Annotated in this window: 13 protein-coding genes and 1 pseudogene; 8 read left to right on the top strand and 6 right to left on the bottom strand. The window is 38.9% G+C overall.

Annotated elements, in window-relative coordinates; translation table 11 throughout:
• Positions 1 to 34 precede the first annotated feature (34 nt).
• Entirely contained in the window at positions 35 to 5,320 is a 5,286-nt protein-coding gene (locus AEA09_RS19300) for an S-layer homology domain-containing protein (RefSeq protein ID WP_053585594.1), read from the bottom strand.
• A 345-nt stretch (positions 5,321 to 5,665) separates the two neighbouring features.
• On the opposite strand from AEA09_RS19300, the gene AEA09_RS19305 reads away from it, so the two are divergent.
• Positions 5,666 to 6,595 (top strand): AEC family transporter, encoded by a 930-nt coding sequence (locus tag AEA09_RS19305; RefSeq protein WP_053585595.1) that lies wholly within the window; start codon positions 5,666 to 5,668, stop codon positions 6,593 to 6,595.
• Positions 6,596 to 6,891: 296 nt separating this feature from the next.
• Positions 6,892 to 8,994 carry a methyl-accepting chemotaxis protein gene (locus AEA09_RS19310; protein WP_053585596.1) on the top strand — a complete coding sequence of 701 codons (2,103 nt, stop codon included), beginning with the start codon at positions 6,892 to 6,894 and terminating at the stop codon, positions 8,992 to 8,994.
• Positions 8,995 to 9,260: 266 nt separating this feature from the next.
• Here the strand turns inward: AEA09_RS19310 and AEA09_RS19315 are convergent, their stop codons facing one another.
• The 3 genes from AEA09_RS19315 to AEA09_RS19325 all read right to left on the bottom strand — a co-directional run bounded on the left by AEA09_RS19315 (position 9,261) and on the right by AEA09_RS19325 (position 12,738).
• Positions 9,261 to 10,139, bottom strand: a complete 879-nt coding sequence (locus AEA09_RS19315; protein WP_342667641.1) for an EAL domain-containing protein — start codon at positions 10,137 to 10,139, stop codon at positions 9,261 to 9,263.
• Positions 10,140 to 10,468: 329 nt separating this feature from the next.
• Positions 10,469 to 11,752: a sensor domain-containing diguanylate cyclase gene (locus AEA09_RS19320; protein WP_053585598.1), complete on the bottom strand. Its 1,284-nt coding sequence runs from the start codon at positions 11,750 to 11,752 to the stop codon at positions 10,469 to 10,471.
• A gap of 80 nt (positions 11,753 to 11,832) precedes the next feature.
• Positions 11,833 to 12,738 carry a MerR family transcriptional regulator gene (locus AEA09_RS19325; RefSeq protein ID WP_053585599.1) on the bottom strand — a complete coding sequence of 302 codons (906 nt, stop codon included), beginning with the start codon at positions 12,736 to 12,738 and terminating at the stop codon, positions 11,833 to 11,835.
• 213 nt (positions 12,739 to 12,951) lie between these two features.
• Here AEA09_RS19325 and AEA09_RS19330 point away from each other — a divergent pair, with 213 nt between their 5' ends.
• On the top strand, positions 12,952 to 14,259 hold the full coding sequence (locus tag AEA09_RS19330) for a globin-coupled sensor protein (RefSeq protein ID WP_053585600.1): 1,308 nt from the start codon (positions 12,952 to 12,954) through the stop codon (positions 14,257 to 14,259).
• 319 nt (positions 14,260 to 14,578) lie between these two features.
• A complete protein-coding gene (locus tag AEA09_RS19335) occupies positions 14,579 to 15,292 on the top strand; it encodes a TspO/MBR family protein (protein WP_053585601.1) in 714 nt (237 codons plus the stop codon).
• A 236-nt stretch (positions 15,293 to 15,528) separates the two neighbouring features.
• Here the strand turns inward: AEA09_RS19335 and AEA09_RS19340 are convergent, their stop codons facing one another.
• Together AEA09_RS19340 and AEA09_RS19345 are read right to left on the bottom strand one after the other, a co-directional pair.
• Positions 15,529 to 17,214: a methyl-accepting chemotaxis protein gene (locus tag AEA09_RS19340; RefSeq protein WP_053585602.1), complete on the bottom strand. Its 1,686-nt coding sequence runs from the start codon at positions 17,212 to 17,214 to the stop codon at positions 15,529 to 15,531.
• A gap of 391 nt (positions 17,215 to 17,605) precedes the next feature.
• Positions 17,606 to 19,111 (bottom strand): catalase, encoded by a 1,506-nt coding sequence (locus AEA09_RS19345; RefSeq protein WP_053585603.1) that lies wholly within the window; start codon positions 19,109 to 19,111, stop codon positions 17,606 to 17,608.
• A 610-nt stretch (positions 19,112 to 19,721) separates the two neighbouring features.
• Here AEA09_RS19345 and hutH point away from each other — a divergent pair.
• The 4 genes and pseudogenes from hutH (at position 19,722) to AEA09_RS19365 (ending at position 26,258) form a co-directional block, all read left to right on the top strand.
• Entirely contained in the window at positions 19,722 to 21,236 is a 1,515-nt protein-coding gene (gene hutH, locus AEA09_RS19350; RefSeq protein WP_053585604.1) for a histidine ammonia-lyase, read from the top strand.
• A 12-nt stretch (positions 21,237 to 21,248) separates the two neighbouring features.
• Positions 21,249 to 22,925, top strand: coding sequence for a urocanate hydratase (gene hutU / locus AEA09_RS19355; protein ID WP_053585605.1), 1,677 nt, complete (start codon positions 21,249 to 21,251; stop codon positions 22,923 to 22,925).
• A pseudogene (gene hutI, locus AEA09_RS19360) lies at positions 22,922 to 24,190 on the top strand (imidazolonepropionase). The gene hutU and the pseudogene hutI overlap by 4 nt, the downstream one beginning before the upstream one ends.
• Before the next feature lie 214 nt (positions 24,191 to 24,404).
• Entirely contained in the window at positions 24,405 to 26,258 is a 1,854-nt protein-coding gene (locus AEA09_RS19365; RefSeq protein WP_082332737.1) for an SLC13 family permease, read from the top strand.
• Positions 26,259 to 26,619: the final 361 nt, after the last annotated feature.

Consider the following 26,619-nt stretch of genomic DNA (forward strand, 5'->3'; position numbering starts at 1 on the left):
AAAGGGCTCTACATCAGCAGAGCCCTTTAATTACTTACAACAAATCTGCAGATTGCAGGGCTTTGTATAAAATTTTCGCCAATTGTGAGCGAATTAATTTGCCTAGTGGATCAAATGAGCCGTCAGCTTTTCCTGACACAATGTCAAGACTTTTCATAAGTGCAACTGCATTAATGGCACTGTCTGCGATTAGATGAGCATCTGTAAACTGTGGAGATTCCCATACATTCGTATCAACGTTAACGTAATCTAGCATACGTTCTACCATCATCGCAGCTTGTTGGCGCGTTAAGGTACTATTCGGATTGAAGGTCGTCGAATTAACCCCTTGGATGATACCAGCTTCATATAGTGCCTGAACTTCACTTTCATATGATTTTCCTCTAATATCGTTAAAGTTTGTGTCTGTTGACGGTTGAATATCTAAAGCGCGAGCCATCATCACGGCAAATTCTGCGCGTGTGATGCTTTGATTTGGATTGAATTTACCATTACCATCGTTTTGGATAATGTTACGAGCAGCAAGCTCCTCGATGTATTCCCTATGACTATCATTTTGAATATCTGTAAATGTTGTATTTGAACGTGTAATGATAAATGTATCGGATCCATTCGTTTTAATCGTGTATTGATCGCCGTCTACTGTGTATGTTGCTGGTACACGGTTGCCGAATTGGTCAACACGTAGAATAACTGAATTTTTCGGTACAGACTCTATGATGATGTCTACCTCTGTCGCAAAAGTAACAGGTTTTTTGTCCATTGTAGCTTTAAACGAAACTCGACTCGACGTTGCTTGGATTTCAATTGCCATTGTGCCTGTTTTATCGCCGACAACTGTCACTGTTGGTGGGATAATGGCTGTTACATTGGCTCTAGTTGTCAATACGAATCGTTCTGAGTTACCAACTTCATTAGATACATAGATTTGTGCGGTGTATGTATCACCTTTTGATTTAGTCATAGCGGTTCTTTCTCCTGGGATAGCCGCAAAGTTTGGTAAAGGACTTTTTTCCTCAGTGTTTGTATCTTTGTCCTCGGTATCTACGCCATCTGGAATGCCACTTGTATTGTAGCTTAACTTGCCCGTTTCGAAGTCTATAAGCGTTTGCAAATTTGTCACTAGCGGTCTTTGTAGTGCCGTTAAGTTGTTGTAAACACGGCGTGCTCGCTCTATTTCCTTGAGAATAGAATCACTTGATAGTGAGTTGATGGCGTTTACTACTTTACGTGCAGCAGTCTTGTCCTTTTCTACAAGCGCTTCCGCCTTTTCAAGAGCTTCCTCTAAATAAGCAGCTAAATAGACCCCGTGATTTTTAATGAGCGCATTATAAGCAGCCCTAGCATTCGCTACATCAGCGTGGAACGTTGATTTCGAAGGATTTAGTGCCAAAATCATATTCGTCACGTTCCGTACTGCATCAATACCTGATTGAGCGGCGTTTAAAAGTTTCACTGCATACTCAGGCACAAAGGCTTTTTGTGCGGCATTGAAGGCGTTGTACTGACTTTGCAATGCTGCTAATGCTGCTTGATAGCCTGGACTTGTGTTACTGAGCGCATTAATTTGATCTTCTAATTTCTTCGCTTGCGCTGCGTATGTGTCATAGGTTGCTAGGTGTTCCTTTAATACGTTGTAGTTATTGACAAGTGCTTGTTGTTCTTCTGGTAATTCGGTATATGCGTTTTTTGCTGCTTCGACATCTGTTTTGAATGAGGCACTTGTGTTGTTGATGGCCGCGATTTGAGCAATCATTTTTTGTGCGATATCGCTTGTGCCTGCAAGGTCAGCTACTTTTTTCTCGGCTGCTTCAAGGTCTTTTATATTGGTTACATATGGTTTTTGCTTAGCATTTAGTTTCTCAAAAGCCTCACGTGCTTTTTTTACATCGAGGGCAAATGTTTTCTTTTTTTCATCGAGTTTGGCAATCATGTCGATCACAGCTTCAGCCTCTTCTTTGCCGTTCGCCTTATCAATTAACGATTCTAGCGTCGAATAATTCGTCACGAGCTCCTTCTGGAATGGAGAAAGTGCCCCATATTTTTCTTGCGCGGCTAAAAGAGCTTCTTCTGTAGAGTCTTTCGATAGCGCATTAATATCTGCGTCCATACCTTTTGCAGCCTCGACGTTTTCTTGCGCCGCATCGAGCTTGTCTTTATTTGAAATAAGCAGTTTTTGATCTTCTTTCAATACCGTATAAAGGGCCTGTGCAGTATTATAATTTGCAATGTAGTTTTTCACATCTTCTTCAGAGATGGCTTCAATGGCATTGTACACTTTCGTGAGGTTTTCTGAAGCTTTTTCTAGATCAGTCAGTTTTGTTTTGGCTTCGAGACTAACAAGTTCTTCTTGCGGGTCTGTTAACGCATCGAACCTCTTTCTCGCATCTGTTAATTTAGCAAGGAAATCTTGATCTGTTTGTTTTAATGCCAGAATGAGTGCCGTTACTTCCTTTGCAGCTTCTTGGTCTGTTCGAGTTTCTTGTGCTACTAATTTTGCTAAGGCACCATCAGTCACAAATTTTTTACCGATGTCCGTTAATGCGGTATAGGAAGCACGAGCCGCTGTGACGTCTTCTGGTGTCGATGCACCACTTAGAGCGTTAAGCTGATCATTTGCTTTGTTCCCATCCGTAATGTTTCTCTGTGCAGTATTATAGAGCTCCATAGTTGGAATTGAAATGTGCTTTTCAGCATGGTTTTCCATTATTAAATCTTCAGGAATAAGGTCTGAACCAACAATAGTCTTGCCTTTCAACGCACTAATTTTGTCAGTTACTGACCTCACATCGTTTGTATAAGCCACTGTAAATGTATCTGCCGATGTCGTTGTTGATGGGACAGATGTTGGAATCTTTGTAATAGCTGTAATTATTGTTTTAATGTCTGCAGCCTGATCCACTGCAACAGTTAAACGTGGTTCCACAGCTTCAAGGCTTGCCTTGTCCTCGGGTGACAAAGATGGAAATGCGGCAATAAAAGCCTCATACGCTAATTTGGCGTTGTTAACTTCCGACATGAAGTTGGGATTCTCCGCCTTTAATGTATTAATTAGATTAACAACTGCTTCAACTGTATTTGTTTTTGCAAAATTATCAGCCATCGCAGTGTGTAATGCAAGCAGTGGATTTGGAGTAAGGTCTACAAACATTTTTCTTTTTGCTGGATTAAATGCTAAGTATCGCTTGTAAAGTGCTTCTAGCTGCGCATCTGTTGGATTACTTAAGATTGCTGTTTCAATGTCTGTTTTAAGCTTATTAACTTCAGTTGTATAAGTTGTATGTGTTTCTCTCGCTTTTTCGAAAATGCTTCTATTCCTGATTAATGCTTTTTTACTATCGGAAAAGGGCTTTATGAGTGTATCTAATTGCGTAAATGTTTCTCCAAAATTAGCTGCTTGATCGTTTAGTAAGTTAAGTTGATAAATAATATCTGAGACAGAGTCTTCAGCAACTTTTAATGCATTGACTTCTTTACCTAATTTTCCTCTTACACTGCTATCAGCAATATCAATTACAGCTTGCTGTGCAGGGGTAAGTCCATCGAATGCTTTTTTTGCTGCTTTAATGTCGGCAAAGTAGGTTGCTTTCGTCGAGTTTAATTCACCAATCATTGTCGAAACATCAATAGCTTTTTTAGCAATTGGCCCTAGTTTATCAAACTCTGTTAGAAGCGTAGGAGAGTTGTAAACGATTGCTCGTTCTTCAGGTGTTTTCAATGTCTGGAAATCAATTAGTAAATTTGTAACTGTATTGATAAAGTTAATGTCTGTTTCATCTAACTGCGCAATTCGCAAGGCAATATTTCTAGGATCGTTAGAGTTTGCTTGGATATTTTTAATCTCTTTTTCAAGAAAAGAATAATTGGTAGTGTTTACAATAGCTTTTTGCGAAACTGATAATTCATCATAAGCTATTTTTGCATTGACGATATCTTGCAAAAGCGGTGATGGAGAAGTAACGAATTTGGTGATTAATGAAATTACAGTATCAACTGCACTATTATTGTTTTTTAGCAGGACATCTCCTGGCATATCATCTGCCTTTTTGAATGTCAGTTTTGTACCAGAAATTTGCAAATCGGTAACATAGGCTTTGACGACAGGTGTAAAATCTGTGCCATCTGTTTTAACTTTATAAAGATAGCCTTTTCCATCAGTCAGGTTACTAAAATATAACCAGCCATTATCTTTATCCAACACTAGGTTCTTTGCTAGAATGCTGACAGACGTAGTATCGGGTGATGTGAAAATCACTTCTTTTAAGTATTCCGAATCATTGGCATGACCGACTTTTGGTAATGGCTTTAAGTCTAAGCTTGCTAGTTCTCCTTTGCTTTTTACATAATAAAGCATACTTTCGTCGGTAATCGGGTTAATGACATTTTGTAAATCTTTAAAGCTAGCATCTGCGTCTGAAGCGATGCTAGGCAGTCTGTATGTCGTTGTATGAGGAAATCTATCGCTGCCTCGTAGGAAATATTGATAGCTAATCGCCTTATCATCAGTGATGCTTGCATTGCGAATCGCTGGCTCATCCCATGCTGTGTCAAGATGATAGAAATTTCCGTTATATTTCACAACGTTCCAAGCGTGCGGTGTACCAGCTGCTGTTCCCGTTACGTAATGGGTATCCTCAAAGCCGGCTGCCTTCAATAAATAGTACGTTACGAGTGCATATGCCTGACTGACACCTTTTTTCTCTGTTAATAATGTGTAAGCGGCGTGTGGGCTACCTTGTGAATCCTTCGTAAAGGTTGCGTTTTGTACTACATAATCATGAATGGTTTTGATTTTTTCGAATTCGGACATTCCGGCTGTAATAGTATTCTTTATAATGTCTGCTATTTTCCCTTTGACTTGTTCTTCCTGTGCTTTTGTTGTGTTGTATTTAATGTCAAAGGCAATCGTTACATTATTGACATAGCCTGAATATGTGTAGTCACGAGAAATTGTAGCAGCGGTGTAAAATTGATTTTCTTGGGCTGCATCGAAATCTGTATAAATTTGAGTTAGGGCTGCTTGTAATCCTGCTGTAGGGCCTGTGTATTTCACAGTAAAGGTTGTTTCATAGTTTTTAAATTTTGTACTAATAATTTCGGCTAGTGTCGCTGAATCAGTAGTTGTTATTGATGTTGGTACACTAAATGTACTCAGGTTACTTTGTGATTTGGCGTCGAATATATGCTGTGGATTGACCCATGAGCCTGATGTTGGTGAAACCATTTCTTGTGCGGCTTGTACATCTATACTTGGAGCTATAGTAATCACAGCTGGTATAGCCGCTACTGAGAGTAGGGCAATTTTTTGTTTATGCTTCATATGGATATATCTCCTTTTCTGATAAATACGGTAGTGTATATCCTTATTTTATCATTTATAGGAATGTGATGGATTTTATATTTGTCGAAATTTTCACTAATAATCCGAAAGTAGGGGAAGGTTGTGGAGTTTTTGTGTTTTGCGGAACATAACATAGAAGGAAACTCCTATATACATAAGTGTTATTTATGAGACCAATTTCGCAATATTTGAAAGTTAGAGCTTAAATACATATAAAATTCATAGTAAATAATAATTTCCAGACTATTCAAAGATATATTGACCTGCTATGTAAACAGTTTTACTATTATTACTATAGTAGTTATATAGAAGGGGGCAGTAATTATGGTGTATCTCGGCATGATTTTCTTTCAAATTGTTGTCCCAATTTTAGCCTTGCTCGTGCTAGGTGCTATATTACAGAGGAAGTTTCATTTTAATTTAAAGGCGCTGTCGCAACTTATTACGTATTGCTTTATGCCTGCGGCGGTTTTTGTGAATTTATACGAAACGAGTGTTGAGTTGTCAGTGCTAGGGCAGGTGGCAATGTTCATTACGCTCTTTATCGGCAGTCAGATGATACTTAGTCACTTCTTAGCGAAGGTGCTAGGTCTCGAAAAACCGCAAACCGCGATCTTTAAAAATAGTGTAGTGCTCATTAACTCTGGCAACTACGGTATTCCTGTGGCGCAGATGATTTTCGCGGCTCAACCGATTGGTGTAGCAATTCAAGTAATTCTCGTAATCTTCCAAAACATGACGACGTATACATATGGGCTTTACAACCTAATTTCCTCAACAAAATCAGGTAAAGCTATTATGAAAGATTTCCTCAAAATGCCGATTATTCATGCGCTTATTATTGGTATAGCAATGAATTTCTTCAATATAGGCATTCCGCAATTTATCCGTATTCCAATTGATCACGTAGCAAATGGCTTTATCGCTGTTGCACTTATTACGCTTGGGGCACAACTTTCCCAACTTGAAATAAAATCGATGTTCAATAAAACAGTAGTTGTGAGTTGTTTTACAAGACTGATTATTGGTCCTGCTGTGGCGCTACTTATTATTTTTGCGCTAGGATTAGACGGCGTTGTGGCGCAGTCTCTTTTAATCGCCAGCTCGTTTCCAACATCACGGAATAGCTCGAGTCTTGCCTTAGAATATGATGTGGAGTCCGATACTGCTGCGCAAGCTGTACTTTTCTCTACAATCGTGAGTTGTATCACTGTGACAGTTGTTATTTATATGGCTGATATGCTATTTGCTTAAATATTATGAATATCTTATAAGATATTCGTAATTATGTAAAATCCGAAAGAATTTAAACAAGCTGGTAGTCAGATTTATTAATAAAAAATGAGGCAGTGTCTATGGGGAATTCTTATCATAGACACTGCCTCGTAATTTTTACTATCCTAGACAATTGCTCGTATTTGTGGAAAACGGTCTTACACTCTTGATTTCCCTATAAATTCTTCAAGAATATACAATTTATATAACACTTTCATTGTGATATAAACATTCATACATTATTATTAAATTAATAAAAAATGGAGGTATTTGTAATGAAAAGATCCAAAAGTGTTGCTTTCAAGCTATCTTCTTTAATTATAGGGTTGTTTTTAGTGTTATTTATTGCCTATACAGTTGTAACAAGTTTCATTCTATATAATGAGAGCGAAGAGGATTCAGAAAATGCTACACTTCAAAATGCTCAATTGTCTGCAGCGGAGATGAGCGAACGCTTTAAGAAAGCAAATAATACAGTGCAGATTACTAAGGATATAGTTGAAACGATGCAAAATAATGGAGACCTTTCTGCTCAATTAGTTCTGAATATACTTGAAAAGAATTTAGAGCAAAACGATGATTTGCTTGGAGTTGCAGCGATTTTAGAAAAAGATTCGGCAAAACTTGATCCAACGATTGATGCTAATCTAATAGACACTGATAAACGTTTTATCCCTTATGTGTTCAAAAATGGGGATCAAATAACAACTACTGCTTTAAAGGGATATGAAGACACAGGTAATGCAGACTGGTACTTGGTGCCGAAAAAAGAAGGTAGAGCCGTATTAACTGAACCTTATGAGTATGAAGTTAATGGTCAAAAGATTTCAATGGCAACAATATCAGCACCGCTAGTTAATTCCTCAGGAGAATTCTTTGGTGTGTTAACGGCCACTTTGACCATTGATTTTTTAGAGGGTCTAGTTGATTCTATTAAGCCTGATGGAGGATATGCCGGAATCATTACTGACAAGGGCATGTTGACAGTTAATAGTATTAATGAAAAGTTAAATGGGACAAATATGCAAGATGCTATCGACTGGGCAACTGTTAAAAATTCAATGGAAAATGGTGAGCCAGATAGTGTTTATGTAGATTCGAAACAACTAGGAGAAAAATCATTTAATGCTTTTGCCCCTATGATACTAGATGGAATAGACGATACATGGTCTGTGCAATTAGTATTACCAAAATCTAAAATTCTAGAAACTTATAATAAGGTTCTTATATTAACTATTGTATCAGCAATTGTCATGGTAATTTTGATGGCTGTCGCGAGTACATGGTTTATATTTAGACAATTAAAGCCATTGAAGTTTTTACGAGAATCTATTGAAACAGCAGCGGATGGGGATTTAACTAAAAAAGTAGATGAGAAGTACATTAAATCTGATGAAATTGGTGCTGTTGCAGTAGCGTATAATAATATGCTAGATAAAACGAATAATGCCATACATACTGTGTTTAATTCGGCTACACTGCTCAATCAATCATCAAATCATGTCCATGATGCATTTAATGAAATTGTATCTTCTAGTCAGGAAGTTTCGGCAGCGATTAATGAGATTGCTCAAGGTGCTTCTAAGCAATCAGAAGATACAGAAGAAACCAATGATCGAATGGTTGACCTATCGGATCAAATCGATGCTATTACACTGCTTTCGACTAAAATGGATGAGTTGTCAAATAAAACGAGGGCTACTACAGAAAAAGGTATGATAGAAGTCGAAAGTTTGCGTGAACGTAATGCAGAAACCAATGAAATGAATGCGAGAATACAAAAGCAAATTGAATCATTAGCTTCTAACATTGCAAATATCAATCAAATCATTACATCCATTCAAGGTATTACAGAACAAACTAATTTGCTTGCACTTAATGCAAGTATTGAAGCTGCTCGCGCGGGAGAGCATGGTAAAGGCTTTGCAGTCGTAGCGGAGGAAGTTAGAAAACTTGCGGAGCAGTCAAGAAAAGAAACCGAGGTCATTAAGACAACCGTGGATAGTATTTTAGAGGACTCTAAACAAACGGTATTAGTAATTGCCTCGAATGTAAGTTTGATCCAAGCACAAAATGACTCGGTAAAAAGCACGGAATCCTCCTTTAAGGAAAATAGTGTGCTTTCTAGTTCTATAGCTGCGGCGATTAATGAGTTGCTCTCTAAACTTACTGATATGTTAGAACATAAAAACCAAGCAACAATGGCAATCCAAAATATCTCAGCTATTTCAGAAGAAACGGCTGCCTCTGCGGAGGAGGTAAGTGCTTCCGCAGTCGATCAACAGGCAGCGTTAGAGAAAGTAGTAGAGTCTATCAATAATATGAATGAGATCTCACAAGAGTTACAAGAGGTTGTCAATCGTTTTAAACTTACTTAATCGATTTCAATGCTTTCGATAATCATATAGCGCCCTATAATAAAGGATGCCCCCTAAAGTCAGTTAACCCTGACTTTAGGGGGCAGTTATTTTTATTTCGATGTTTTTTAACTACCTCTTTTTTATCATATATACGCTTTTTAGCAGTCCATCCATTCAACTACTTAACGAGAAAAAGATGAACATTATTCAATGAATTAACACCAACAATAAATACATGCATGCATGTATAATAAAACAGGTGATATTTTTGTTTATTCTTTTACCTACTTTATTTTTCTTTTAGGAACAATACTAGGCTTTCCAAAGAGGTACCCTTGGAAAAGTTGATAGCCACTTTGCTTTAACCATTCAAAATCTTCTCTACTTTCAATGCCTTCTGCTAGTGGGATAGCGTTAATCTCAAAGGCTTTTTCTAAAAATAACTGGGCAACTTTTTGTTTTTCGTAATCGGTACTCACACCTTGCACGTACTTGATGTCCAATTTCATGTATTGAGGCTGTAAATCCGCAAGCATTTCCAATGTGCTATAACCTGCACCCACATCATCTAAAGCGTACTGGAAACCTTTTTCTTTATAATAATTTAAAATTGTTTTTAAATGCTCTATGTCATCTACCTGGTCTGATTCAACCACTTCAAATACGAACTGACTAGGGTCGATTCGCAATTGGTTGGCCAGTTTCACAGTTGACTGTAAGCAAAACTCAGGCGAATAGATAGAAGTAGGGATAAAATTGATAAACGTCTTTTTCTTTAAAATCGCTGAATAGCTAACCGCGGCCATTCGACATAAACGATCCAATGCATATAAACGACCACGACTTCTCGCGGCAGTAAAAATTTCATTTGGAAATATGAGGGAACCGTCCTCTCTTGTGAATCTAGATAATACCTCATATGCGTAAATTTCCTCGTTTGCATTTACAATAGGTTGCGAGTAGCTCACAACAGCTTTCCTACGGATGACCTCATCAATCCACTGCATGTCTAAAATACTTTCGATTTCTATGATGGGCTTCCAGTCTTTGTCCTCAAAGCGAAAATAGATATTCTCTAAGTCCATATAGTGTCTGCTAAAATCAAGAAATTCCCTTACACCAGATTCATGAATGATTAAATGGTCGCCCTCGACCTTTATCATTAAATTTCTTCTCTGAAAATGGTTGACTACAGTAGGTACCATTGATAAATTTTGTGATCCCTTTAACTGGATATCAAACTGCAATTCCAAAACCAAACAGCTTTTACAAGGCATTTTTATTCCCCCCACGATTTTTGTATTCACGATTCATTATGATAGGAAACTATCACTTTTCATAGATGTCTAGTCATTCGCGCTACACGCTTAAGGACACACACAATCCCCCGAGTGATTGTGTAAATGCATACTTTCACTTTAGGATACTGAGTACAGTCGCGTGCATATATTTTTTTGCGCGGAAGCTACAAAAGTATGTAAATCTGTTGCTCTTATTGAGATATTACGTTATTTCTACCACTTTCTTTCGCCTTGTATAATGCTTGATCGGCTTGGTTTATTAATGTTTGAGCGTCAACCGCGGAGGATTTGTTTTTCCCGATGGATGATACCCCTATACTGATTGTGATAATTGGACTTGCAGGAGAAGAAGCATGAAGAATTTTTAGCTGTTCGACTTTTTTACGAAGTCGGTTTGCTAAAGTAATGGCTTTACTTTTATTTGTTTTTGGTAATAGGATGCAAAATTCCTCGCCACCTACTCTACAAACAAAATCACTTTCACGCACATGCTCCTTTAAGGTATTTGCAACTAAAATTAGGCATTTATCTCCCTGTGGGTGTCCGTATGTATCGTTATATTGTTTGAAATAGTCAATATCAATCATTAAGAGAGAAAATCCGTATTTTAACTTTTGATTCTCTTTAAATTGTTCACGCAATAATTTATTGAAGAGTCTACGATTATATACACCTGTCAACTCATCTGTATAAATAGCCTGTTGTAATAATTGTTTTTCTGCTTGAAGTTTCATAAGCTTTAATTGCTGCGCAGTCACATCGCGAGAAATACAAATGATTTCCTCGTAATTTCCATCTGAAGCGAATAAACGTTGGAATTTTGTTTCGAACCAAATATACTTTTTGTTTTTGCAACGGATTCGATAAGTGATTGTTTGAATTTCATGTTGTTTTATAGACAAATCATCAAAATGTTTGATTTTCTTTCTATCTTCAGGATGAAAGAAGTGACAAGCAGACTTCCCGATTAGCTCAGATGGGTGATAGCCTAATAGTAATTGACAAATGGGGGAAGCATATGTATAAACACCACTGACTGTATGGGTTGAAATAAAGTCCGTTGAATTTTCAGTAATCAGCCTATAATGCTCTTCCTTTTGGGCTAGACTTAGTTCGGCGATTTTACGGTCCGTAATATTGACATGAGAAATAACGGCACCGAAGTGACCACTGTCGTCTATTAAAATAGGTGTAGCACGTAATAAAAACCATCTTAATTGTTGATGGTCATGGCAGGGATATTCAAAAGTATATCGTGTTTCTTTCCCTTGTAAAACAAGCGCAATGCCGTCTTTTACTTCTTTTTGGCAAACATTAAGGTAATTAGTTCCTATACAACTGTTGGATAAATCGCCGTTATTATCTTTGGAAAAGTTTATCCACGATTTATTCACGGAAATGATGATTCCTTCGTTGTTTATAACTGCTATATGGTCTGTAAGGGAATCCAAAATAACCTGACTAAAATTCCTCATAGTAGCCTCCCTCTTAATCGTATTTTTTGGGTCTATCTAAAGGTCTAGTACGGATCACGAGCTTGCTTTTGGAGGGGAAATTATATACTACTCATTATTTCTTCTATAGTACTTGCAACTGCTATTGAATGTAATGGATGATTTTTCAGATATTCAACAGAGCCTGCCCCACCTATAAAAAAGCGGATCGATGGATATTTAGAAGCAAACACATCTAATTGCTGAAGAACGGTAGGGTGTAACTCAAAAGGTGTTGTAGTCATGGCAGACAGTAAAACCACTTTCGGCTGAAATTGTGTGACGAGAGATTCTATTGCACCGATAGCGGGGGAGCTACCGACAAGGAAAGATCTCCATCCAACCATCATTGCTTGCAACAGTAAAATATGAAGCGGGACTTCGTGATATTCACCTGGTAAGCATGCCCCCATTATAAGTGGTGCGTCTTCTTTATAATGGTAATTACGTCTTAATTGTACCAAATAATCCCTTACAACCATTGTAGAAACAGCCTCTTGATATTCAGTCCATTCTTTTTTCTCCCAGCGGTTACCAACTTCTTTCAAAAAGGGGATCACCACATGTGATAGAAATTTTGATAAGCCTAATGAGTGATTGGCTTGCTGAAGGAGTCGATTAAGTTCTGTTTCGTCGCAATGTACCCCCTTTTCTAATAAGAGCAAGCAGAAATCATTCATCTCCTCGTTCATAGGTGTAATGCTAGGGATGATTGATCCTTTACTTGTATTCTGTTCATGAGCTATTATGGCAGCTTGTTTAATAGAATAGCCTTGCTCTGAAAGGCCACGTACTTTTAAAAGTAGTTGTAAATCTTTATCACTATAAACCCGGTGTCCATTTTCTAATCGTTCTGGTTGAACTAGTTGATACCGTTCTTCCCATTTTCGAATCACTTGCTTGGATAAGCCTGTGATTTCAGAAACCTGCGTTATATTATAATGCCAGTTAGAAGGAGTTAAACTCATTATTTTCCTGCCTTTCTATAGCTGTTTAAAAATAGTAATAGTTAGTATTGTACACCAATCGCCCAACTTAGACCTAAGTCCTTATCTATTTATCATATAATAGCTATTAAACTTGTACAACTATTGTATAACTTAAAATAGTTAATAATTGACATAGGAGGAAATTGCGTGTTATACAATGGTTAGACATAAAACAGAATTGAGGGGATTAGAATGGTGAAATTATGGAAACGTAAATTACCGCACGCTAAAGTTGATACGCTCGAACAATTACCTAATTTTAAGCCTGTCATAGAACTTACGAGTATGCCTGAACTGGAGAAGCAAATGAAGTTAATTGGCATTCAAGAGGATGACTTACGCAGACTTAAGTCTTTTCAACCATTTGTTGTTGCCGGTATTCAGGAAGTCGCAGAAGTATTTTACCGAAATGTACTTGAGATCCCTTCATTACGGAAGATCATAGAGGAACGTACCCAAATTGACCGACTAAAGAAAACACTCGGTTCATATATCATTGCTATGTTTGATGGTATTTTTAATGAAGAAACGATTGAACGTAAAAGAAAACTGGCACGCATGCACTTTAAAATTGGTTTAGAGCCAAAATGGTATATGGGGACATTCCAGCAATTGCAGGAAGTCATCATTGCACTGATTGTGAAGGATATTACGGATTCTGTATTGCGTGAACAAATCATGCTAACCGTTTCTAAATTAATTAATCTCGAAATGCAAATTGTATTAGAAGAGTATGAGAAAGAAAATATTAAACTAAGAAATGTGCAATATGACATTGTGAAAAATGAACTGAAAAATAAAATGTCTTCGATTAGTCAGGATCTAGCTGATTTAACAGAAGAAACAAGTACATCGATAGAAAGAGTAATTGCTCATACAAGTGGAATTAGTAGCACCATTAAATCCAATGTAGAAATTGTACATCATATCCATACAGATGCCTTAGTTGGAAAAGCAGATATGGAGAAATTAGAGGAAGAGATGCTACAAATTACGACGAGTACGGAAGAAATGGATCAGTTAATTGGACATCTTAAAGTTTCCTCTGAACAAATCATTGATATTGTTTCGTTAGTGAAAAATATTGCTGATCAGACGAATTTACTGGCATTAAATGCCTCTATTGAAGCTGCAAGAGCAGGAGAACATGGAAAAGGCTTTGCAGTAGTAGCGCAAGAAGTACGAAAACTTGCCGAACAATCCAAGCATTCAGTAGAAAACATTACAAATCTAATTAAAACCTCAACCTCTTTAACCATAGAGGCAGTCCACATGATTGATGATGTACAATTACGAGTTGAATCAGGTGTAAAGGTGTCGGTGGGTGTGCAAAAAAAATTCCAACAGATATTGCAGGCAATTGAACAAAATGAGCAACAAATCACTAAAGTATCTACAGATATTTCCGATTTAAACGACGTGATTAGCTCCATTGGGCACGAAACAAAAACGGTGGCTAGCACTGCAGATCAACTTTATCAAACGGCGACGCATTTATAGGCTTGTAACAACAAGTTAGTGTGGTCTTAGGGGCAAATTAATTTTGTAGAGCAACGCATATACAATTGAATTTGTAAATTAAAAAACGAGATAGTACGGTACTAATCACCTCCAGCTAATAATGATCCTTAAGCTTAGATCTTAAATCACAAATTTACTCATAGAGTTAAAAAACTTGTTGCGGGAAATTGCCGAATACAAGTTTTTTTTCATTTTAATTAAGCACAACATTTCATCGGACGATGGACTAGCATAGTTGTTATAAGTTGGTGTGCTTCATGGATATATTGAAGTAAATGATTTTCTGAGGGGGATGTTCATGAAGTGGGTGGCGCTTATAAGTTATTTGGTCATGGTTATGATCAATGTGTTAGCCAGCACAGTAGGTATTAATGGGCAAAAAACCGGTGAAATTTCTAATCAGCTAGACGTGTTATTTGTGCCAGCTGGGTATGTTTTCTCTATTTGGGGTCTCATTTACGTATTGTTGGCTATCTGGCTTATCCAACAGTTCCGTTCCTTGGCATCGAATGAGGGGTCTACTAGACTGGGTCTTTTCATAGCAACTTCACTTTTCAATATAGCGTGGTTATTAAGCTGGCATTATGAATTTTTCACATCATCCATTGTCATCATGATCGGCCTGTTGATTAGTTTAATTTTTCTTTATTTGAGTTATCCAAAAGGCGATTATCGTTTTTCTGGGAGACTACCATTTTCAATTTATTTAGGGTGGATTAGTGTGGCACTGATGGCAAATATCAGTTTTGTCCTTAAATATTATGAGTGGGATGGTTTCGGTATTTCAGAACAAGTATGGGCTCAGCTATTACTTATTCTAGCGACATTATTGGCAACTTTTATCCGTGTTCACAATCGGGATATATTATTTTCACTCGTTGTTATTTGGGCTTTTATCGGTATTGCTGTACAAAATGGCAAAGATGCAGGGAGTTTATTCTATATGCCATTCATATATAGTATCTTCCTCATCATTTGGGTCTTTATTGGAAGGGAAAAAACGCATAACTAAAACTAATTTTTCTAGCAAGTTGAGAAGAGCAAACACTCGTTTCAATATTTAAAAGTTCAACACGATGCAAATTAACATTAAATATTGAAGATTACTGAAGATCCATATTAAATTATCTAGAGGGTAAGAAGTTTACGTACATCAGCTATCATAAAACCTCATCACCTGTTAAAAAGGTGATGAGGTTTCATTGTTAATTGATAAGAATGATAAATTTTTAATCAATGTCCGTTTTTTTAGATTTTAAACTTATTGACTTCCAATTGTACTTTTAACGTACCATCGTTTAGTAATTTTGCAACGGCATTAATCTCTTGTACAATTGCAGATTGCTCTTCAGTAGCAGCTGCAATTTCTTCAGACTCAGAGAATGCTTGACTTGCGAGGTGTGCTATTTTATTTATTGAAGCGGCTACTTCTTCAGTAGAGGCCGAAATTTCCTCGGTTGAAGCTGATACCTCTTGAATCTGGTTAGACATTTCTTGAATAGCTAGCGTTATATTGTTGAAAGAAACTTGTGCATTTTGAATATAGTCCACGCCAACCCGGACATTTTGTGCTGTTGTCAGAACGGCTTGTTCAACTTCTTTCGTATCCTTTTGAATAAGAGAAGTTAGGTCTACAATTTGGTTGGCAGATGCTTTGGATTCCTCAGCTAATTTGCGTACTTCATCAGCGACAACCGCAAAACCTTTGCCGTGTTCACCAGCGCGAGCAGCTTCAATTGCTGCATTTAATGCTAGTAAATTGGTTTGCTCTGTAATATTTGTAATCACTTTAACAATACTTTCAATTTCTAGGGATTGTTTGCTTAACTGTTGAATGAGGTCACTTGTTTCAGCAGAAGATTGTTGAATAACAGTCATTTGCTGTTTGGCAGTTTGTAATGTGTTTTCTCCAATAGATGCTATGTCTTGAGTATCTGTTGCTATAGTACTTAATTCTTGTGTGGCTTCGGCTATTTTTAGTACAACTTGCGCAGTTTCGTCCATGGCTACAGCACTTTCTTGTCCGACAGCTGCAGATTGGCTGGCACCTTCAGCTAAGCCTTCCGTACGCTTCGCAACTTCTACTGAGGCTGTTGCGACTTCTTCTGTTCCCACAGTTAGTTGCTGAGCAGCTGCAGTTGTTTGCTCAACGTTTACTGTGACGCTTTGAATAAGGTCATGTAGATTGGCCTTCATTGCATTAAAGGCAGTCGCCAATTCCTGAATTTCGTCCTTTAACTTCACTTCAACATCCGACTGTGTTAAATCACCTTCAGCGATGTTAGTTGCAGCTGTTACTAAACGCTTTATAGGTTTAGTTATGGTACGTGTGATGAAAACGGCAATGAGTATCGCGAAAATTATTGAGAAAAAGGCAATGGCAATAATGAGTTTTGAGCTAAGGTCGGCTGTCTTTTGTACTCCCGTATTAACACGGTCAACCTCAGACATTTGGTAATCCACAATTGTTTGGGAAGCTTCCTGAATGCCTTCGTTTGCAGGGCGAGCCTTTGTCGCTAATAATTCGATTGCCTTTTGTGTATCGCCACCATCAAACGTCATTAAAATTTCCTGCTCTGCGTCTTCAAATGTTTGCTGATGTTTGAGCAAAAGCTGGAGTTGTTCTTTCATAGCAGGCGCGGAAATGATTTTTTCAAGTTTTTCTACTAGCCTATGAATGGTATTTTGTTGTTCATTTAATTTATCTAAAGTGGCGTTATTGGGTTCAAGTAAGTAGGAACGAATGTAAAGACCTTGTAGTGAAGAAGCATTGATAACTCTATCAACGATAAATGCTTTCTGTACACGATCTTCAATTAAAAATGTGTTTTCCTCGCTCAGCTTGTTAATTTGTGAATAAGAGATGATGGAAGTAATGAGTAAAAATAAAATAATGATACTAAATGCACTGCCTAACCTTTTACCAATGGACATAAATCGTACCTCCAGAAAATTCAGATATTAAAGGGTGAATAAGTATGTATCAATAGTTAATTTACACATCTATCTATATAAAGAGAGATATGTTCGACGTATAATAGCATATTTAACACTACCTTTATAGTGTTAAAGGAGAATTGATGAAATTTACTAATAACTATATGGAGTTTTTGTAAATTCGATTAATATGTTTACCGTGAAAAACAGGTCTTGGAAATAATTATTACTCTCTGCTGAATGGGGGGTATGGGTTGAGCTATCATGTTTGGTATACAGCATCTTGTACGCTGGAGTCATTAATAGGGCATGTAAACATAAAAATACCCATGTGAAATGGTAATTTCACATGGGTAAACTATTGGATTTGGATATCAATAGAAATAAATTAAACGTTTGTTGTTTGTTTAGTGTACGGGTTTGAAAGGTCCATGCCTTCTAAAGAAAGACCCATAGCTTTTGCTACACCTTCACCGTAAGCTGGATCAGCTAAGTAGCAGTGTAAGATATGACGACGTTTGATGAACTCTTCAACTGGTGCCATATCAGCAGCTGTGTTTTCGAATAGACGTTGTTGCTCTTCGGCGCTCATTAAGCGGAATAGCTTACCTGGTTGCTCGAAGTAGTTGTCGTCATCTTCACGGAAGTCGTGGATGCCAGCATTGCCGTCGATGCGTAATTCAGGCTCTTTATAGTCTAAGTTGTGTTCCCACTCACCGTAGCTGTTTGGCTCATAGCTCATTGTTGAGCCTAAGTTGCCATCAAAACGCATTGCACCATCGCGGTGGAATGAACGGAATGGGCATTTTGGTGCGTTTACAGGAAGCATGTAGTGGTTAACGCCTAAACGGTAACGTTGTGCATCAGCATAAGCGAAGAGACGCGCTTGTAACATTCTATCTGGAGAGAAGCTAATACCAGGCACAGTATTAGATGGTGCGAACGCTGCTTGTTCTACTTGTGCAAAGTAGTTGTCCGGGTTTTTGTTTAACTCAAATTCACCAACTGGAATAAGTGGGAAGTCTTTTTTGTACCAAACTTTTGTTAAATCGAATGGGTTGTATGGTAATTCACGAGCTTGTTCCTCAGTCATTACTTGGATGTACATTTTCCATTTCGGGAAATCGCCTTTTTCGATTGATTCGTAAAGGTCACGTTGTGAAGATTCACGGTCGTTAGCAATAATTTTGCCAGCTTCCTCATTTGTTAAGTTTTTAATGCCTTGTTCAGTGCGGAAGTGGAATTTCACCCATACACGCTCGTTTTCAGCATTAATGAAGCTGTATGTGTGAGAACCGAAACCGTGCATATGGCGGTAACCGTCTGGAATACCACGGTCAGACATAACAATTGTTACTTGGTGTAACGCTTCAGGAAGTAAAGTCCAAAAATCCCAATTGCTATTTGGGTTATGCATGTTTGTGCGTGGGTCACGCTTAACAACATGGTTTAAATCTGTAAAGTGTAATGGATCACGGAAGAAGAATACAGGTGTGTTGTTACCAACTAAATCCCAGTTACCTTCCTCAGTGTAGAATTTAAGAGAGAAGCCACGGATATCGCGTTCGGCATCTGCTGCACCACGTTCACCTGCTACAGTAGAGAAACGTGCGAACATTTCTGTTTTCTTACCAACTTCAGAGAAGATTTTTGCTTTTGTATATTTAGTAATATCGTGCGTTACAGTGAAAGTACCAAATGCGCCTGAACCTTTTGCGTGCATACGACGCTCAGGAATTACTTCACGGTTGAAGTTTGCTAATTTTTCAAGCATCCATACGTCTTGAAGTAAAAGTGGGCCACGTGGACCTGCAGACATTGAGTCATGGTTACTAACTACTGGTGCGCCACCTGCTGTTGTAAAGCGACGGCTACGATCATTTGTGTTTGTCATAATGGTTTTCCCCCTAAAAATTTTTCGAGTCAAACTCTTCGTTTATAACTATAACAAATCTAAAATAGAATTGCTAGTACATTGTAATTATTATCGTTAAAGAATTTATATCCATAAACAATTGCTATTGGAAGATGTGTAGTAACAGCAGTTTCTATACGGATTTCTAATAAATACAATTATAGTATCCAAGTGATATATAAACGAATTTTGTTTTTAAACACTGGTATAAAGCAGTTTCTTTTGGATCGTTTTTTTATTTCAAGAGAGTTTTCAATCGTGTGAATTGCATTTAAGTCAAGTGTTAAGTCTTGCTTTTAAAAGAGGGGATTTTCATTTTCACTATGTGCGTGTTGAAAATGGTGGGTTTTAATTGAAAATAGTAAGAGGGTTCAATTATCATCCTCTAACTCAACAGGCATGTTTGTTTTTATCTCCCCGTCACTATATAAGATTCTTCAAACTAACCCTAAATTCCTTTTAATTTATGAAAATCAAATGTCGAAAATAAGTTTTAGCATAGCCCTCCAAATGAATCATATTATTTTAGTAATAACAAATTCAAATTAAAAAGTGAATAGCCAATGACAGAAGAATAGGGTGATGCAGGTTGACGAGTATCATTGAACTAGACGGTCACACATTAACAAGACAGCAGGTAGCGCGAATTGTGAAGAAAGAAGCCTTGGTTGTGCTGTCTCATGATAGTGAAGAGCGAGTAAAGCAAAGCAGAGTGTGGATTGAAAAACGTTTAGCTGAAGGGCAAGCAATTTATGGTGTTAATACGGGATTTGGCAAGCTGAGTCATATACGTATTGAAGAAGCGGATAATGAGTTGCTTCAATTAAATTTACTTCGCTCAGATGCAGCGGGAGTGGGAGAACCATTTCCAATAGAAATTGTGCGCGCGATGATGATTTTACGTGCCAATGCGTTAGCGCGTGGATTTTCGGGGATTCGTCAGGATACGTTGCAGCTCTTACTGGATTGCATTAATAAGGGGGTACACCCTATAGTGCCGTCACAGGGATCGGTCGGAGCAAGTGGTGATTTAGCGCCGCTATCACATTTGGCATTGGTGCTTGTAGGGGAAGGGAAGGCTGAGTTTGAAGGGGTTGTTTTGCCTGGAGCAGTAGCATTACAGAGAGCGGGACTAGCACCTGTTCGACTACAGGCAAAAGAAGGTCTAGCGCTTGTAAACGGAACGCAAGCGATGACGGGCATTGGTGTTGTGACGTTAAACGAAGTAGAGCGAATCGGGTTAGCGGCGGATATGGCAGCAAGTCTCTCGTTAGAAGCATTAAAAGGCATTATTTCAGCATTTGACCCGGCGCTTTTAGCTGTTAGACCTCACCCCGAAATAGAATTTGTCGGCGGACGCATTCGTAAGTGGTTGGCTGGAAGTAAACGTGTGACGAAGCAGGGGGAGGTACGTATGCAGGATGCCTATTCTCTTCGATGTATTCCACAAGTGCACGGTGCATCCTGGCAGTCTTTTTTCTATGCAGAGGGGCGCGTACAAATTGAGATGAATGCTACAACAGACAATCCTATTGTGCTTGAAAGTGGCGAAGTGTTATCTGGAGGGCATTTTCATGGTCAGCCGATTGCGTTTGCGATGGATTTTTTAAAGCTTGGTGTATGTGAATGGGCTAATATTTCAGAGCGTCGTACAGAGCGAATGGTTAATCCGCAGCTCAACGATGGTTTACCCCCGTTTTTAGCCATGAACCCTGGGATAGAGTGTGGGCTGATGATTGCACAGTATACAGCAGCTTCTCTTGTGTCGGAAAATAAAGTACTAGCACATCCCGCAAGTGTGGATTCTATTCCGACGTCAGGAAATCAGGAAGACCATGTCAGTATGGGGACGATAGCGGCTCGTCAGGTGCATCAAATTGTACGCAATACAGCTCGTGTTATTGCGATTGAACTGATTTGTGCATCACAGGCTATCTATTTAGAGAAGGTGGAGGAACAGCTTGCGCCAACGACGAGTGCCTATTTAAAGAAGGTGCGCCAATTTTGTCCCCCGCTGACAACAGATCAGCCGATAGGAGATGAAATTGAAGCGTTAGCAGTTTATCTTTTAGCATCCGATGAGCTAGTCGAATTAGCAAATTAAAGGGGATGGCACATGGAGACAAAACGAACAATTCGTGCACCAAGAGGCACAACGCTTTCTTGTAAGGGATGGACACAGGAAGCGGCGATGCGTATGTTGATGAACAATTTAGATCCAGAGGTTGCAGAAAACCCTGATGAGTTAATCGTCTATGGTGGTATCGGTAAGGCAGCCCGGAATTGGGAAAGTTATGAGCAAATTATTGCTTCATTGAAAGGCTTAGGAGATGACGAAACACTACTCATACAGTCAGGAAAACCAGTTGCGGTATTTCGTACGCATGAAAACGCACCCCGCATTTTAATTGCGAATTCTAATCTAGTACCTGCTTGGTCTAACTGGGAGCATTTTTATGAGTTAGAGGATCGTAATTTAATGATGTACGGTCAAATGACGGCAGGTAGTTGGATTTACATTGGAGCACAGGGGATTTTACAGGGGACGTATTTAACATTTATAGAGGCGGGGAAAAAAGTATTTGGTACAGCAGATTTGCGTGGTAAGTTCATTTTGACTGGTGGTATGGGCGGGATGAGCGGTGCACAACCTCTAGCTGGAAAGATGGCGGGTGCTGTTATTTTAGTCGTTGAGGTAGATCGCACGCGTATCGAGCGTAAAATAAATGAAGGTTACTGTGATTATATTGTTGAAACAGTAGATGAAGCAATTCAGTTAGTAAATGAGCTAAAGGAAAAGAAAGAGCCATCATCCATTGGTGTCGTTGGCAATTGTGTAGATGTCCATCAGGAACTACTTCAACGTGGCATTATTCCTGATTTTGTGACGGATCAAACGTCAGCGCACGATCCTATAAATGGCTATATTCCAAACGGTATGACATTGGAGGATGCGTTAAAATTGCGTAAAAAAGATGTAAAAACGTATGAGCGAAAAGCAAAAGAAACAATTGCACAGCATGTCCGTATAATGTTGGCATTCCAACAGGCGGGGGCAGAGGTGTTTGACTACGGCAATAACATCCGTGCCTATGCAAAAGAAATGGGCGTGACTAATGCCTTTGACTTTCCAGGCTTTGTGCCGGCTTATATTCGTCCGTTATTTTGCGAAGGAAAGGGGCCATTTCGCTGGGTAGCACTTTCAGGGGATCCAGGGGATATTATGAAAACAGATGCACTCGCAAAAGAGATGTTTGCACATGATGAAGGTTTAGTGAATTGGATTGAAATGGCGCAAAAAATGGTGAAGTGGCAAGGGTTGCCGGCTCGGATTTGTTGGTTAGGTTATGGCGATCGACATCGTTTTGCTTTAAAAGTTAACGAAATGGTGGCAAGCGGTGAGTTATCTGCTCCTATCGTTTTTGGGCGTGATCATTTAGATTCAGGCTCTGTTGCTTCGCCAAATCGTGAGACGGAAGGTATGATAGACGGTTCGGATGCTGTGTCAGACTGGCCGATTTTAAATGCCCTGATTAATACAGCGGGTGGTGCGAGTTGGGTAAGTGTACACCATGGTGGTGGCGTAGGAATGGGTTTTTCGCAGCATGCAGGTCAAGTATTAGTAGCGGATGGCTCACAGCTCGCTGCTGATAAAATTAATCGTGTATTAGTGGCAGATCCCGGAATAGGCATCGTACGTCACGCAGATGCGGGGTATGAAATCGCGATTAATACCGCGCGCGAAAAAGGTGTGCACATGCCGATGTTAAAGCACAAGGGGAATGCGAAGTGACGATTTTAATAAAAAATGCAAATGAAGTAATTACATTAAAAAGTGAAGCGCGAGGCCCCCGTATCAAAGACAAGATGCGAGAAATAGGGTTGATTGCGAACGCAAGTGTTTTAATAGATGGAAATCGTATTGCTGCGATTGGTCCTTTAGCTCAACTTGAAGCAGATTTTCCGCAGTTAATATTAGATTCAGAAGTTATTGATGGAACAGGAAAAGTAGTTATGCCTGGTCTCGTCGATTGTCATACGCATTTAGTGCATGGGGGTACACGTGAGCATGAGTTTAAGATGCGGTTAAATGGCGCAATCTATATGGAAATAATGAATGCAGGCGGTGGGATTCATGCAACGACTATGTAAACAAGGAATACTAGTTTCGAGGAGTTATATGTAAAATCGTTTCGCCATTTAGATATATTCTTGAAACATGGTGTGACAACAATTGAAGCAAAATCAGGCTACGGCTTAGATTGGAAAACTGAAAAAAAGCAACTAGAGGTGGCTAAAAAGTTGCAAGAAACACATGTGATAGATGTCGTTAGCACATTTATGGGGGCGCATGCAGTGCCGCATAATTATAAAGGGCGTGAGGATGAATTTGTCGATACGATCATCCATGACATGCTACCAAAAGTGGCAGAGTTCCGTCTTGCTGAATTTAATGATGTGTTTTGTGAAAAGGGCGTTTTTACCCCTGCGCAATCTCGCTCCATTTTAGAGGCAGGGAAATCGCTCGGATTAACGCCGAAAATCCATGCCGATGAAATTGAGCCTTATCAAGGTGCAGAACTAGCTACCGAGGTAGGTGCGATTTCAGCGGAGCATTTACTTGTCGCCTCAGATGAAGGGATTCGGAAAATGGCGGTGGCAGGAACGATTGCTGTATTACTTCCCGGAACAGCATTCTTCTTACGTGCTCCATTTGCTAGAGGACGGTTAATGATTGATGAGGGAGTACCGGTTGCTATTGCGACGGATTTTAATCCTGGTTCGTCACCAACAATGAGCTTGCCATTCATGATGAATTTAGCTTGTATGCATATGGACATGACGCTTGAGGAAGTATTAGTAGCAACGACCATCAATGCAGCTTATGCGGTTAATAGAGGGGACCGGATAGGTTCACTTGAAGTTGGGAAGCAGGCAGATGTACTGATACTAGATGTTGCGAATTATAAACAATTACAGTATTTTTATGGCATGAATCATACACATACAGTTATTAAGAATGGCCGAGTTGTAGTAAATGGTGGCGTTCTTATTTGACGGAACGATTAAAAACCATGAGTTCGCTGTTTTCTTAGTGATGCGATAAATTGGTATGAGAAGCAGCGAAAATTATAAAATTCGGTTATTTATCGGTAATTGTGTCGGGGTTTTTGTATTTACTAACAATGAAAGGGCACAAATAGGGTGTATTTGCATTATTTGTGTTCTTTTTCGTATAGAATGGAACTGTTAATTCATAGGAAAGGAAATTATAGATGTGCAACTTACTTTAACATTTCTTATTTTAGGGGCGACGATTTTTGCATTTATGACGAACCGTGTAAGATCGGATCTCGTAGCCATTGTGTCACTCCTAGCGTTTGTCATTACGGATATTTTGACTCCAGCAGAAGCACTGGCGGGTTTTTCAAACTCTGTTGTCCTTATGATAGCGGGGCTTTTTGTAGTCGGTGCAGGAATATTGCGCACAGGACTTGCTGGGATGGCCGGAAAGCTATTACTAAAATGGTCGGGCGATAGTGAGCTGAAGTTATTTGTGCTACTACTGGTTATTGTTGGTTCGGTAGGTGCTTTTATGAGTAATACGGGTACGGTAGCTCTCATGATGCCGATAGTTGTCAGTATCGCTATTAGTATAAAGGAAAGTCCGTCGAAATTTTTACTGCCACTTTCTTATGTCGCGAGCTTATCAGGGTTGATCACTTTGATAGCGTCGCCGCCGAATCTAATTGTCAGTCAATTACTCGTGGATCGAGGCTATGACAAACTTGGCTTTTTTGAGATAACACCCATTGGTATTGTCGGTATGATTGTCGGGATTACCTATTTAGTGCTCGTTCGTAATATACTTCTGCCAAAAGACAAAAGCCGTACGCAAACAAAAGCCGGCTATAAGTTATCACCGAAAAAAATAATTAAACAATATGATTTAGGTAATCGTCTGTTTAAAATGCATGTGCCGGAGAATTCAGAGATTATTGATATACCTTTAGCTGAACTGAAGTTACCAGCAAAGTATGCCCTCTGTATTATGAAAATTCATCGCAAGTCGCATGAAGGCATAAATTTATTGCCAATGACATTTCAGGAAATGGCTGGGCCGACAAGCGTTATGCATGCGACGGACGAGCTATATGTACAAGGTGAAGAAGCGGACATTAAACGCTTTGTTGCGGATTATGGTCTGAAAATGGAGGAACTAGTGGATGGGGCGGAGGATGAGCTTGTATCGAAGCATCTTGGCATTGCGGAAGTATTGTTGACGCCTAACTCAAGCTTTATCAATGAAACGGTTAGTTCACTAGGATTCCGTGAAAAATACAATCTTAATATTATCGGCATTAACCACAAAGGTGGCTATAAGTTACAGGATATGGCGGATCATAAGCTGAAATTTGGAGATGCCATTTTAGTGCAAGGTGCTTGGGATGAAATTGTATTACTTGCACGTGAGACGCAAGATGTAGTTGTTGTTGGTCAGCCGAAAGAGCACGCAAGTATTGCCGCAGCAACAGGGAAGGCGGGCATTGCAGGTGTGATCATGTTATTCATGATTGGTTTAATGGCCTTCGAAATTTTCCCAGCGGTTATTTCGGTCATGATTGGTGCAGTACTCATGATCTTGACTGGATGTCTGCGCAATATGGATGACGCGTATAGCCATATGAATTTTGAAAGTATCATTTTGGTAGCCGCAATGCTTCCGATGGCGACTGCACTTGAAAAAACAGGTGGTATGGTCATTTTATCGAACGGTATTATTGATACGCTCGGAGGTTACGGACCGTATGGAGTTTTAATCGGAATCTATGTATTAACAGTAATTTTTGGCCAGTTTATTAGTAATACGGCGACGGCTGTTTTATTTGCTCCAATTGCCATGAACGCGGCAATTGCGATGGATGCTTCGCCGACAACATTTATGGTGGGCGTAGCAGTAGCGGCAAGTATGGCGTTTGCAACACCGATTTCTTCGCCGACGAATGCACTTGTCATGACAGCAGGTGGCTATAAATTTATGGACTTCGTTAAAATCGGTGTACCATTGCAAGTTCTGATGTTCATCGTGATGATGCTTGCTGTACCATTCTTCTTCCCGTTCTAAAAAACTCGGCGCCTATGCCGAGTTTTTTTAAAATATAAGCAAGTATAGAAAATAAACATTCCAAACGTTATTCTTAGAAAAGCTCTTGAAGAAGCTATCGTTTTTTTTATTCGATTGGTATGTTAAGTTTGGAATAAGTAAAGTGAGATGGTTTTCAAAAGGAGTCTAGAATAAGAAAATCCCGAAAAGTTGACGGGGTTATTATATAGGAAGTTTTTCTTGAATATAAAAAAAGAATAAAAAACTTTTAAAAAGCTGTTGACCTTTCGTTATTAAGCGTGTAATATAATACAAGTCGCCAAGAGGTGATGCACTAAACGAAAAAATGAACCTTGAAAACTGAACATGCAAAACGTAATCA

This window comes from Lysinibacillus contaminans (assembly GCF_001278945.1).
Taxonomy (GTDB): domain Bacteria; phylum Bacillota; class Bacilli; order Bacillales_A; family Planococcaceae; genus Lysinibacillus; species Lysinibacillus contaminans.